Annotated in this window: 11 protein-coding genes and 1 pseudogene; 4 read left to right on the forward strand and 8 right to left on the reverse strand. The window is 71.6% G+C overall.

What is annotated here, in order from left to right; genetic code table 11:
• A partial coding sequence (locus SACHA_RS23965; protein ID WP_019810740.1) for an FAD-dependent oxidoreductase occupies positions 1 to 770 on the reverse strand: 770 nt, incomplete at its 3' end.
• A 205-nt stretch (positions 771 to 975) separates the two neighbouring features.
• Positions 976 to 2,310: an NHL repeat-containing protein gene (locus SACHA_RS22125; RefSeq protein WP_051110236.1), complete on the reverse strand. Its 1,335-nt coding sequence runs from the start codon at positions 2,308 to 2,310 to the stop codon at positions 976 to 978.
• 302 nt (positions 2,311 to 2,612) lie between these two features.
• On the opposite strand from SACHA_RS22125, the gene SACHA_RS0113790 reads away from it, so the two are divergent.
• Both SACHA_RS0113790 and SACHA_RS0113795 read left to right on the forward strand, forming a co-directional pair.
• Positions 2,613 to 3,452 (forward strand): helix-turn-helix domain-containing GNAT family N-acetyltransferase, encoded by an 840-nt coding sequence (locus SACHA_RS0113790; protein WP_019810742.1) that lies wholly within the window; start codon positions 2,613 to 2,615, stop codon positions 3,450 to 3,452.
• 80 nt (positions 3,453 to 3,532) lie between these two features.
• Positions 3,533 to 4,171 (forward strand): trimeric intracellular cation channel family protein, encoded by a 639-nt coding sequence (locus SACHA_RS0113795; RefSeq protein ID WP_028663171.1) that lies wholly within the window; start codon positions 3,533 to 3,535, stop codon positions 4,169 to 4,171.
• Positions 4,172 to 4,242: 71 nt separating this feature from the next.
• Here SACHA_RS0113795 and SACHA_RS0113800 read toward each other — a convergent pair whose 3' ends face one another.
• From SACHA_RS0113800 to SACHA_RS26190, 3 genes and pseudogenes are all read right to left on the reverse strand, one after another.
• The gene (locus SACHA_RS0113800; RefSeq protein WP_019810746.1) at positions 4,243 to 5,754 is read right to left on the reverse strand and encodes an MFS transporter; all 1,512 of its coding nucleotides are present in this window, start codon (positions 5,752 to 5,754) and stop codon (positions 4,243 to 4,245) included.
• A gap of 328 nt (positions 5,755 to 6,082) precedes the next feature.
• Positions 6,083 to 6,397: an LLM class oxidoreductase gene (locus tag SACHA_RS26185; RefSeq protein ID WP_232211894.1), complete on the reverse strand. Its 315-nt coding sequence runs from the start codon at positions 6,395 to 6,397 to the stop codon at positions 6,083 to 6,085.
• A 71-nt stretch (positions 6,398 to 6,468) separates the two neighbouring features.
• Positions 6,469 to 7,059, reverse strand: a pseudogene (locus SACHA_RS26190) (LLM class flavin-dependent oxidoreductase); the annotation flags it as partial.
• A gap of 350 nt (positions 7,060 to 7,409) precedes the next feature.
• Here SACHA_RS26190 and SACHA_RS0113810 point away from each other — a divergent pair.
• Positions 7,410 to 7,826, forward strand: coding sequence for a VOC family protein (locus SACHA_RS0113810; RefSeq protein ID WP_019810752.1), 417 nt, complete (start codon positions 7,410 to 7,412; stop codon positions 7,824 to 7,826).
• A gap of 9 nt (positions 7,827 to 7,835) precedes the next feature.
• Here the strand turns inward: SACHA_RS0113810 and SACHA_RS0113815 are convergent, their stop codons facing one another.
• Both SACHA_RS0113815 and SACHA_RS0113820 read right to left on the reverse strand, forming a co-directional pair.
• On the reverse strand, positions 7,836 to 8,864 hold the full coding sequence (locus SACHA_RS0113815; protein WP_019810754.1) for a hypothetical protein: 1,029 nt from the start codon (positions 8,862 to 8,864) through the stop codon (positions 7,836 to 7,838).
• A gap of 65 nt (positions 8,865 to 8,929) precedes the next feature.
• On the reverse strand, positions 8,930 to 9,724 hold the full coding sequence (locus tag SACHA_RS0113820) for an isocitrate lyase/PEP mutase family protein (RefSeq protein WP_019810757.1): 795 nt from the start codon (positions 9,722 to 9,724) through the stop codon (positions 8,930 to 8,932).
• Positions 9,725 to 9,838: 114 nt separating this feature from the next.
• Between SACHA_RS0113820 and SACHA_RS0113825 the strand changes: the two genes are divergently transcribed.
• The gene (locus SACHA_RS0113825; protein WP_019810758.1) at positions 9,839 to 11,083 is read left to right on the forward strand and encodes an MFS transporter; all 1,245 of its coding nucleotides are present in this window, start codon (positions 9,839 to 9,841) and stop codon (positions 11,081 to 11,083) included.
• Between the two features lie 125 nt (positions 11,084 to 11,208).
• On the opposite strand, the gene SACHA_RS0113830 is transcribed toward SACHA_RS0113825, so the two are convergent.
• A partial coding sequence (locus tag SACHA_RS0113830) for a helix-turn-helix domain-containing protein (RefSeq protein WP_019810759.1) occupies positions 11,209 to 11,569 on the reverse strand: 361 nt, incomplete at its 5' end.

The following is an 11,569-nucleotide window of genomic DNA, read 5'->3' on the forward strand; positions in this document are numbered from 1 at the left end:
GCGCGCTCGCCCAGCGCGCCCCGCGCCGGGAGCTGGTCCGACGCACCACCGCCGAACGCCGACCCGAGGGTCTCCCGGCGCAGCAACCACGTGATCCGCGTCGACGGGTGCCGTGCGGCCGACCCGGCGAGGTCTACCAGCGTCGTCAACGCCGAGTGCCCACTCCCGGCGACGACGACGTGCCGCCCCGCGTACCGCTCGGCCACCGACTCCTCACCCAGGTCGGGTACCCGGTAGGAGATGCGGTCGGCGGCCGAGGTTTCACCCGGCGCGGGCAGGCCGTCCGCTCCGAGCGGATTGGGCGTGCCCCACGTTCCCGACGCGTCGATCACCGCCCGTGCGGTGAGAAGCTCCGCACCGCCGTCGGACGTGCGGACGTGAACGGTCAGCGGCCGCGATTCACGTTCGGCGTCGACCACACGATCCCGGCCCTGCCGCGCCACGCCGGCGACCTCCGTGCCGAAGCGCACCCGCTCCCCCAGCGCGTCGGCCAGTGGCCGCAGGTATCGCCGCACCCACTCCACGCCCGTCGGGTATGTCTCCGCATCGGGGTGCTGCCAGCCCTGCTCCTCCAGCAGTCGGTGGGCGGCCGGGGCGACGAGTTCACCCCACCGGGAGAACAACCGCACGTGGCCCCATTCCGACACCGCCGCGCCCGCGTGTGTGCCACGCTCCAGCACGAGCACGGGGAGACCGCGCTCGGCCACCTCCGCCGCCGCGGCCAGCCCCACCGGCCCCGCCCCGACGACAACCACCGGGACCTCCGCCATCCCGACACCTCTTCCATCGATCGGTTTCGATCCAACAGGCAGACACTATCGACTGCGATCGATGGAGGCAAGTATCGAATCCGATCGATACACCCACGCCGGGGAGGCGGCCCGGCCCGGCCCATGCCCGCGCCCCGGTCGGTGAGCATCCGGCGGGCCGGGGCACGTCCGCCGGACCTCCCGACCCGGCAGGGCGTCCGTCCGGTCAGAGGGGTGCCACCCTGCGGATCCGGTACTGGCTGAAGTCGGCGACGAACAGGTTTCCGCGGCCGTCCGTCGCGACACCTCCCGGATCCAGCGGGATCCCGGTGGCGGGCCCACGCTCGTCTCCGTCGCCCGCGTGACCGTTCCCGGCGATGGTGACGATGGTGTGGTCGGTCGCGGAAACCTTCCGCACCCGGCAGGTGTCGGAATCGGCGATGTAGAGGTTGCCGCTTCCGTCCACCGCGAGACCGACCGGAAAGCTCAGGGTCGCCCGGATCGCGGGACCGCCGTCGCCGTCGCCACCCCTGTCCCCGGTGCCCGCAACGGTCGAGATCGTGTGGTCGGCAGCCGACACCCTGCGCACCCGGTTGGTCCCGGTGTCGCCGAAGTAGAGGTTCCCGTCTCCGTCGACCGCGAGGCTGTTCGGATACCGGATCTCCGCCCGGGTGGCCGGTCCGCCGTCGCCGCTGTCCCCTTCCCGCCCGGTCCCGGCGACCGTCGTGATCGTGTGGTCGGTGGCCGACACCTTCCGCACGCGATGACTCTTCGGGTCGGTGAGGAAGAGATTGCCGTGGCCGTCGACCGCGACACAGTTCGGGAACCGGAGTTCGGCGTCGGTCGCCGGGCCTCCGTCGCCGCTGTCCCCCTCCCGCCCCGTCCCGGCCACGGTCGTGATCGTGTGGTCGGTGGCCGAGACCTTCCGCACCCGGTGGCTCTCCGGGTCGGTGAGATAGACATTGCCCTGCCGGTCCAGAGCGACCGTCGTCGGGTGCCGGAGTTCCGCCTCGACCGCGGGGCCGCCGTCGCCGCTGTCCCCCCTCTGCCCGGTACCCGCGACAGCGGCGAACGAGGCGCCGTCGGCCGTGACACGCCGCACCTGACACCCGTCCGCGTCGGCGATGACGAGGTTTCCCTGCGTATCCAGCGCCAGGCCCCAAGGCCTCCCCTGGACGAGGGCGGCAGTGCTGATCGTCCGCATCGTCGTCGGCGGGGCAGGAGACGGTGTCGGTTGTGGAGCCGGGTGCGGGCTCGGAGGTGGAGTCGGAGGGGGTGGGTCCGCCCGGTCGACGTCGAAGGTGTCCGGAGACCGGACGTGGCCGGTGGTCCAGGGCCCGGCCGCGTCCGGAGTGACGTAGCGGGCGCGCCACTCCGTCCTGATCGCGGACGCGGCGTACATCTGCACGAGGTGTTCGGCACCGCGCACCGCCGTCGGTGCCCACCCACCGTCGACGTGTTCCTGCACCTCGATCGTGCAACCCGGACGTGGCGGCACCGACAGGAACGCCCAACCGGGCGTGAAACGGGCGTGCAGGCCCTCGGGACGCGGAATCGGCACGGGCGCTCCTTCTCGATCACGGCTCACGGACACCACCTCCCGTGGTCCGGGATGGCGACCGTGCTCGGCACGGGTACGTCTCACTCGGCGACATCAGCCGCCGCGAGACTAGGGATCCGCGCCGCGGGAGGGGAGGAAGGTTCACGCGAAGGAGTACGCGGCTCTTCGGGTGATCTTCGCTTGACATGCGGCACCGGGACCCGACGGAGATCCCGTGACTCCGCCTCCCCCGGTGCCGCGGCGGGCGGCAGACAGATCACGCGATCAACGGGACGATCGACCCGACTCGATACACTGGTGGCATGCCGACCGCCCTCCCCCAGATCCCGCTACTGCCCAGCGGCCAGGCCACCGCCTACGCGGACCAGTTCGCCTGCCTGGCCGAGCCCGTGCGGGTCAAGCTCCTGCACGCCGTGGCCACCAGCCCGCAGGGCGTCACCGTCGGCGCACTCACCGGGATCCTCGGCACCAGCCAGTCCACCACCTCCCACCACGTGCGCAAGCTCGCCGAGGCCGGGTTCGTGCGCATCCGCAAGGACGGCACGGCCAGCCTGGTCACCATCAACGAGGCCTGCTGTTCCGGACTCCCGCACGCCGCCGACGCCGTCATGGGTCTGCTCGGGCCGCAGCCCTGCTGCCCCGACAACCTCCCCACCGACGTCACCGTCCGCGCACTGCGGTCCGACGACTGGCCCGCCGTCCGGCGCATCTACCGCGAGGGCCTCGCCACCGGCCTGGCCGGCTTCGAGACCACCGTGCCCACCCGGGCCACCCTCGACGCCACCTGGCTGTCCGACCACCGGTGGGTCGCCGAGATCGACGGCACCGTCGTCGGCTGGACCGCCGCGAGCCCCGCGTCGGCCCGGGAGTGCTACTCCGGCGTCGCCGAGACCCTCGTCCACGTCGCCGGGCAGTACCGGAACCGGGGCGTGGGCAGGTCACTGCTGCACCGGCAGGTGACCGCGGCCGACGCCGCGGACCTGTGGACCCTCCAGACGTCCGTGTTCACCGGGAACCGGGCCGCCGTCACGCTGCACCACTCCGCCGGGTACCGCACCGTCGGTGTCCGGGAACGCATCGCCCGACGCGACGGCGTCTGGCACGACACCATCCTGCTGGAACGCCGCTCCCCGGTGCGCTGAGCCGCGCCGTGCGACGCGAACGTCGCGACACCCGGCACGAATCGCCGGTACGGCAGGCCTCGGTGGTCCAGACTGACAGCATGTCGCAATCGCTGGTCATCCTCGTACTGGATCTGACGGGCACGTTCGCGTTCGGCCTCAACGGCGCCCTCACCGCCGTCCGCGCCGTGCGACTGGACCTGGTCGGCGTACTGGTCCTCGGCGTGATGACCGCGCTCGGTGGCGGAATCATCCGCGACGTCCTGCTCAACGTGTCCCCGGCGGCCTTCACCGACGTCCGGTACCTCGCGGTGGCCACGGGCGGGGCACTGCTCGTGTTCCTGCTGAGTGTGGAACTCGAACGGTTCACCCGGCTCATCACCGTCTTCGACGCCGTCGGGCTGAGCGTGTTCTGCGTGACCGGGGCCAGCGCGGCACTGGCCGCCGGCCTGGGCAGCGTGCAGGCGGTGCTGCTCGGCGTGATCGCAGGCGTGGGTGGGGGTACCCTGCGGGACGTGGTCATGCGGCGGGTTCCCACGGTGCTGACCAGCGACTTCTACGCCGTTCCCGCCCTGGTCGGCGCCGTCCTCGTCGTCGTGGCCACGAACCTCGGCATCCAGGGGCTCGTCGGCGCGCTCGTCTCGGCGGCCGTGACCTTCGTCCTCCGCATGCTCGGCGTCCACTACGGCCTGAGTCTCCCCGGCCCCCGGGAAGGACGTTCCGGGACCGGCGAATCCTGACGACGTCGGCGTCGGGTTCCGCGGGACCGACGACACCACCTGAACGCCGAGTCCCACGACGCCACCTCCAGCTACGGACGTTCCGTGACGGTCTCCGTCCCGACCGGCTCGGGTGCCGCGGTGCTGACCGAACGGTGGCGCCTGCCGGTGTACCAGGCGATCGCGCCGCAACACAGCGCCAGCACGGCCACCGCGATGAGCACATCGGTGGTCGAGGCCACGATGGAGGACAACACCAGCGGACCGGTGAGGCCACCGAGTCGGTTGAAGAACGATACCCCGCCGGTGACGCGTTCGCGGGAAGCCGCGTCGGCGAGATCGGCCGCGATGGGCAGGAAGATCGCCGCCATGGTGTTGACCGCGAACAGCGCCGCCGCGAGCACCGCGGCCGACAGCCACGCCACGGCCGACGCGAGCCCCGAGGCGGCCAGCGCCAGCAACACCACCGCTGTTCCCGTCGCCAACAGGACCGCCAACCTGATCGGCCCGACCCGCCGGTAGCAGACCGCGACCAGTATCGCGCACGGCACCATCACCACCGCCACGACCGTGAGCAGGGTGTTGGCGGTTGTCACGGGTAGCCCTCCCGCGCGGGCGAGTGTGGGTATCCAGGTGTTCAGGCCGAACGTCAGCACACCGATCGTCGCCGCATAGAGCGCCTGGAGCCGGAGGGTGAACGCGAGCCGGGCCGTCCGGTGTGCGTCCGCCGGCACCGTGCCCGACCGTTCCGGCGCGACCGCGGCCTCCCCGCCCCCGTCCCGTGGCACGCGCCGTTCCGGGATGACCACGGTCGCCAGTGCCAGCAGCAGTCCCGTCGGGGCCCCGGTGAGCCAGAGGATCCGCCAGCCGAACGCCGGCTCCAACCAGAGCGCGGACCCGGCCGCTACCAGGTAGCCGACGGCGGTCGCCACCACCGACAGCGCGATCACCGTCGAGCCACGCGCGGACCCCGGGGACACGTCCACCAGAGTCGCGATCAGCAACGGCGCCAGGCCTCCCACCGCGACCCCCATCAGCAGACACATCACCACATTGCCGAGGAAGGTGGGCATGGTCGCGCACATGCTCGTCGCGGTGAATCCCAGTGTGGTGATCAGGTAACAGGCACGGCGGCCGATCCGGTCGGCGAGTCGCCCCACGCACACCGCGCCGATCGCGGTCCCGGAGAGCCCGGCCACCGCCAGCATCGACGCCTCGGCCGGCGCCAGCCCGTATTCCACACTCATTCCGGGGATCACGAACCCCAGGGTCGAGGTCTTGCTGACGTCGATCGTCAGTGCACCGGTCGCGACACCGGCCACCAGCCACCGTCTCCGCCTTCCCGGCACGGCCGACGCCGGGGTGGCGGTGACCCGGGGCGCGCCCCGCCGTGCATGGGCACGCAACAGCATCCCGACCAGGGCGACCGCGATCCCGGCACCCGCGACGAACATCTCGGGCATACTCGACAACGGCATTCCGTGAAGCGGCCCGCCCTCCGGGGGAAACGCCCGGAAGAATCCGACGACGGAACCGCCCACCGCGAGGACGACGCCGACCACCGTCACCGGGTCACGGGAGAACCGCAGGAGAAGATGCGCCACAACAATCCCTTCCGGACGCGACGGGGCCTGCCGCGACGCACCGTCCGATCCGAACCCGGTCCCCGCCCACGGCTGATGGTCGCTCGCTGCTTCCTCCACGGTATTGGGCTTCGACACGACGTCACAATGTCTTGCGGCCTTCCGTGCGAGGTGAGCAACGGGGAACAAATCGACTGCCCTCCGTCCCCCGGGCGCCGATCCGGGATTCCGATTGCGACCGGACGAGAGTCGGGTGCGCCGGGCCGGTCAGGAACCCGGTATGCGTCGGGCCGGTGCCCGCGGACCACGGACGGGCCTGTGCGAGGTCGCTGCGTCGTGGGACCCGGAGTCAGTTCCGGGCGGCCCGCAACACCCGGTCGACGATCTCCAGCGCCTCCTCGACCGTATCCGCCGGGTTCATCAGCTCCACGAAGACATGGCCGATTCCGGCGTCCCCCGCCGACGCCACGGTGTCGAACACCCCGTCCCTCGACCCGCTGCTTCCGGGATACACCCGCAGGATCGCGTCCAGGTCCGACCGGTCCCGCCCCGGTTCCTCGGCGAGATCCCGGATCCGGGCCATCGGCTCGGTGACCGCGGCGGGATCGAACCGGCCCCACTCCGGGACGTGGACGGGTAACCAGCCGTCCGCACGCCGCGCCACGCGCCGCATCGCCGCGGGTGCGAACCCCCGAGATAGACGGGAAGACGCGGTGCACGGGCGGGTTTGAGGTCGATCCGGCTCGGGGGAACGTTCCAGTGCTTACCCGAGTACTTCACAGGATTGTCCGACCACCACGCGCGGAGGACGTCCAGACATTCGTCGAGACGGACACCGCGCTCGTGCATCGGGACGCCGGCGGCCCGGTACTCTTCGGGCGACCAGCCCGTGCCGAAACCCGCGAGCAACCGGCCGCCGCTGACGCGGTCGATCGTGGTCAGCGAGCGAGCCAGCATCACGGGCGCGTACCAGGATCCGACCAGGACATTCGTACCGATCTCGACCCGCTCGGTCACCGCCGCCGCCGCGGACATCACGGCGACCGGGTCCAGCACCCGGTGGAAGACCTCCGGTATCGTGTCCCCACCGGCGTAACCGACGGTGGGCTCCATCGGCGCCAGGAGCCGGTCGGCGACCCAGAGACTGTCCGCACCGAGACGTTCGGCCTGCGCCGCGAAGTACGTCACCGCCCCGGCCTCCTCCGCGAGCGGACCGAACCGCGGCAGAGTGAAGCCGATTCGCACGCGTGCCCCCTGAGCTCTCACTGCCGTCCGCGGGCTGTGGTGACCACCCTGAAGCGGGCTTCCATCATCGCAGCGGGACACGCGGCCCTCAATCGCCCATCCGTGGCGGCAAACGGGAGTTCGTCACTCTTCCGACCGGACCGGGCGCAGCGTTCGCGGTCCCGCAATCCTTGAATCGACATAACGGATTCATGAGTATCCGCCCGTTCCGGGATTCCGCACTCCCGACGGACCGATCCGCGGATTGGCCCCCTGACGTAGTCCTCGACCATTCGTCCGGGCGTGGCTCAATTGACAGTCTGTTCTGTCGAACGGAGGATGACCGGGTGACCAGCGGGATGCACCACACTGATCGTCTGGTGTCCCGAACACATCCGGAACAGACTTACCACCGTGTCCGACGCGCGGTACGACCCGAAAGGCGCGACACAATGACGGACGGCACCATCGGCACCATCGTCGGCTTCGACCTCACGGTGCGGGACGCGCCCGCCGTGCGGGACTTCTACGCCGACGTCGTCGGCTGGAAGCCCGAACCGCTGAGCATGGGCGACTACGACGACTACATGATGCTGACCCCGGACGGCACACCCGTGGCCGGCGTGTGCCACGCGAAAGCCGGGAACGCGGACCTCCCGCCCCGATGGATCACCTACATCGCCGTCGGCGATCTCTCCGTGAGCATGGACCGGGTCACGGCCCGGGGCGGTGAAATCCTGCGGGCGCCGAACGGGTTCGGCCCCGGCGGATTCGCGCTCGTCAAGGATCCCGCGGGCGCGGTGCTCGCGCTGATGCAGAATCCGTACGGCGACTCGTCCGCGCCAGCGGACCGAACCGCGGCACGGTGAAGCCGATCCTCATCGTTCTTCTTCCTCAACCACCGACGCCGAGGTCCGCACCGGTCGGCGTTCGGTACGGACGCGGTGTTCCTCGTCGGCACCGTCCGGTCCGGCCGCCCGCGGGAGGCGGAGAACGGCACCCACGGCACCGACGACGATCGCCACGACCCACGGCAGCACCGGGCGCATATCCGGCGCGGAGGCCAACCAGAACACCTCGATCGACGCATCGAGGGCCTCCGGCAGACCCGGCACTCCCGCACTGCCCGTGGTCAGCGATCGGACCAGGTACTGCACGGCCGTCAACCCGGACTCGATCAACCACGGAATGAGGATCAGCAGCGGCCACAGCAGCAACCGCCGGACCGGTCGCCCACCCAGCACGATCAGTGCCATCGTCAGTACCGCGGCAACGGACCAGCTCCGGACAGGGGTGACCCACGCCAGGTCGTACGGACCCACCGGGAGAATGTGCAGCAGGACCCCGACCAGCCAGGCACCGCCGAGGCCTGCGGACACCGCCAACGCGGCACTCACACCGGGACGGCCGAGCATCACCGCGGCACCCACGGCCCAGCCCACGACGGTGCAGAAGGCGCCCACCAGACACACCATGCCGAGTACGGCACCCTCGGCCGCCACACCACCGCCCCTGAGCAGGGTCATCGTCGACACGGCACCCGTCGTCACCGCCGCGAGCACCGTTCCGCTGAAGGTCGCCGCGGTGACCTGCCCCCGTGGTGCGGAACGAGCCAGCAACCCGAGCGCGCCCGCCAGCAGACCACCGAAGGCGGCACCCTCGACGAGTGAACCGAGCTCCTCCACCGTCAACGGCACCGGCAACACGCCCGGGTGGCCCCCACCACGACCAGGACGGTCCGAACCGGCCGTCCCGGACAGCAGCCACGGCAGAAAGCCCACCACCCACCAGGTCACCGCGGACAACGGCACCAGCGCCGCGATCGGCAGTCCGCGTCGGCGGAGACCGGGTGCCCCGGTGTCCGAATCGGCTTCGTCCGGATGATCGTGTTCGGTCACACCGGTCATACCACCACACCTCATCCGCACGCGGGTCCTGTTCGCCGGAATCGGGCCCGTCCGCGTCCCGGACCTCAGGTTCGGGACGCGAAGGACTCCCGGGCGAGCGCACCCCCGTGGGCCGCCCGGTCGAGGAAGCCGTAGGTACCCGTCGTCCACAGCTCCCCCGCCGCATCGGCGAGCGCCTGATAGGCGGCGAAGGCCAGTCCGCCACCCACGGAGACCCGCCGCACACCGAGCTCGGCGAGTTCGCCCACCGGTGGAACCCCCGGCCGCGCGAGCACGTTGACCGGGATATCCACCGCCTCCACCACGGCCGCGATCTGCTCCCGACCGAGGACGCCCGGTGCGTACACGACGTCCGCACCGGCGTCCCGGAAGGCCCGCAGCCGCGCGACGGTGTCGTGGAGGTCGTCGACGCCCCGGAAATGGTTCTCCGCCCGCGCGGTCACCACCAACTCCCCCGCGGCCGCCTCCACCGCGGCACGCACCCGTTCGACGGCCCGCTCCCGGTCGTAGAGCGCGGTCCCGCTCCAGTCCTCGACCGACACCCCGGCCAACCCGGTGTCCCGCGCCCGCCGGACCGTCCCGGACACCCCCTCCGGGCTGTCGGCGAAGCCGTTCTCCAGATCCGCCGAGACCGGGACGTCCACCGCACCGACGAGTTCGGCGCAGTGTGCCAGTACCTCGTCCCGGCCGAGGGCCCCGTCCGGCAGACCCCGTGCCGCCGCGGCCCCGCTGCTGGTGGTGGCCACCGCGCGGAAGCCCAGATGGCGCAGGATCCTCGCCGATCCGGCGTCCCAGGCGTTCGGCAGCAGGAGGACGTCCTCGGTGTGGTGCAGCGCGCGGAAAGTCTCGAAGTCGGACATGACACGGACGATAGCGGGCACCACCGACACCGACGTCGGATCACGCCGACATCCGGCATAACGGGAACGCGGGGCGAGACTTCCCCTCTCCGGATCGTGTGCGAGCCTGCACCGATGGGGGAAGCCGTCCAACGCCCGCTCGGGGTCGCCTACCGATGGCTGTGGAGCTCGTCCGCGCTGTCGAACCTGGCCGACGGGGTCGTGAAGGTCGCGCTGCCGCTGGTGGCGGTGCAGTACACCCGGTCGCCCACGCTGATCGCGGGACTGGCCGTCGCGCTGGTGCTGCCGTGGCTGCTGTTCGCGCTGCCCGCCGGTGCGTTCGCCGACCGGTTCGACCGCCGCCGGCTGATGCTCGGCGCCAACACCGTGCGGGTCGCGCTGTCCGCGGCCGGGATCCTGGCGGTCGCGCTCGACGTCGGCTCGATCTGGCTCCTCTACGGGCTCGCGTTCGGCCTCGGCACCGCCGAGACGGTGTACGACACCTCGGCGCAGTCGATCCTGCCGCGGATCGTGCAGCGTGACCACCTCTCGCGGGCCAACAGTCGCCTGTTCGGAGTCGAGCTGACGACCAACCAGTTCCTCGGCCCGCCGCTGGCCGGTTTCCTGGTGGCGATCGCTGTGGCCGTCACCTTCGCGGCGCCCGCGGCGCTGTGGGCCCTCGCCCTGGTGGCACTGCTGTTCGTGCGCGGCTCGTTCGGGACGGCGGAGACGGGTGCGCGCACCCGTCTGCGGGCCGACATCGTCGAAGGACTGCGGTTCCTCCGGCGGCACCGGCTGCTGCGGGCGCTCGCCGTGCTGACCGGGACGGTCAACTTCGCGACGAACGCGGTGTTCACCGTCTTCGTCCTGTTCGCGGTCGGCTCGTCCTCCGCCATGGGACTCTCCGAGCCCGCCTACGGGGTTCTGTTCGCCACCACCGCGGTCGGCAGCCTGATCGGCTCGCTCGTCGCCGACCGGGTCGAACGGGTCCTCGGACGGGGCCGCACACTTCGACTGGCCCTGCTCACCAGCGCGCTTCTGGTCGGCATTCCGGCCGTGACCACGAACCCGGTTTTGATCGGTGCCGTGTTCCTCACCGGCGGCGTCGGAATGATGCTGTGGAACGTCGTCGCGGTCTCCCTGCGCCAGCGGATCACGCCCGACCGGCTGCTCGGCCGACTGAACAGCAGCTACCGGCTGCTCGCCTTCGGCACCATGCCGCTCGGTGCCATGGTCGGCGGCGCGCTCGCCGAACTCGTCGGGCTGCGCTGGGTGTTCGGCACCATGGCGCTGCTCGTCCTGCTCGCTCTGCTGGGCGGCATGAAGACCCTGACCGACGAGGCCATGGACACCGCCGAGCAGGACACCGCTCCGGTCTGACGGACCGGGCGGGCGACCGGTTCGGAGGAGCGGACTCCCCGGAGTCCGGTAGCACCGCCCGGTGGGAGGCCGGGCGCGGGCACCGCTTCCCGCTTCTCCCCCGGAGTCGCGACCGCGACCGACGGTCAGGACCACGTCCGGCGGTCGCGGCGCCACCGCTGCGGGGTGGTGCCGTACCGCTGCCGGAACCGCCGGACGAGGTAGCCGGCGTCGCGCAGGCCGGTGCGGGCGGCCACCACGTCGAGCGGCAGGTCGGTCTCCCGGAGCAGGCGCCGCACCTCGGTCAGCCGCCGCTCGGTGATCCACTCCAGCAGGGGACGGCCCGTGCGCTGCCGGATCACGGTCGTGAGGTGCCCGGGGGTGTAGCCGAGTGCGCGGGCGACGTCCGCCGCGGAGACCGGCTCGTGGAAGGTGGCCTCGATCCGCGCGAAGACCCGGTCCACGAGCGGGTCCGGCGTGACCGGGGCCGAGGGCGCCAGCCGCGCG

Source organism: Saccharomonospora halophila 8 (assembly GCF_000383775.1).
Classification (GTDB): Bacteria; Actinomycetota; Actinomycetes; order Mycobacteriales; family Pseudonocardiaceae; genus Saccharomonospora; species Saccharomonospora halophila.

Bases quoted from the DNA above. Each gene is read 5' to 3' on its own strand.
- SACHA_RS0113790 (WP_019810742.1), top strand. From the start codon at position 2,613: ATGCCGACCGCCCTCCCCCAGATCCCGCTACTGCCCAGCGGCCAGGCC.
- SACHA_RS0113795 (WP_028663171.1), top strand. From the start codon at position 3,533: ATGTCGCAATCGCTGGTCATCCTCGTACTGGATCTGACGGGCACGTTC.
- SACHA_RS0113810 (WP_019810752.1), top strand. From the start codon at position 7,410: ATGACGGACGGCACCATCGGCACCATCGTCGGCTTCGACCTCACGGTG.
- SACHA_RS0113815 (WP_019810754.1), bottom strand. From the start codon at position 8,864: ATGACCGGTGTGACCGAACACGATCATCCGGACGAAGCCGATTCGGAC.
- SACHA_RS0113820 (WP_019810757.1), bottom strand. From the start codon at position 9,724: ATGTCCGACTTCGAGACTTTCCGCGCGCTGCACCACACCGAGGACGTC.
- SACHA_RS0113825 (WP_019810758.1), top strand. From the start codon at position 9,839: ATGGGGGAAGCCGTCCAACGCCCGCTCGGGGTCGCCTACCGATGGCTG.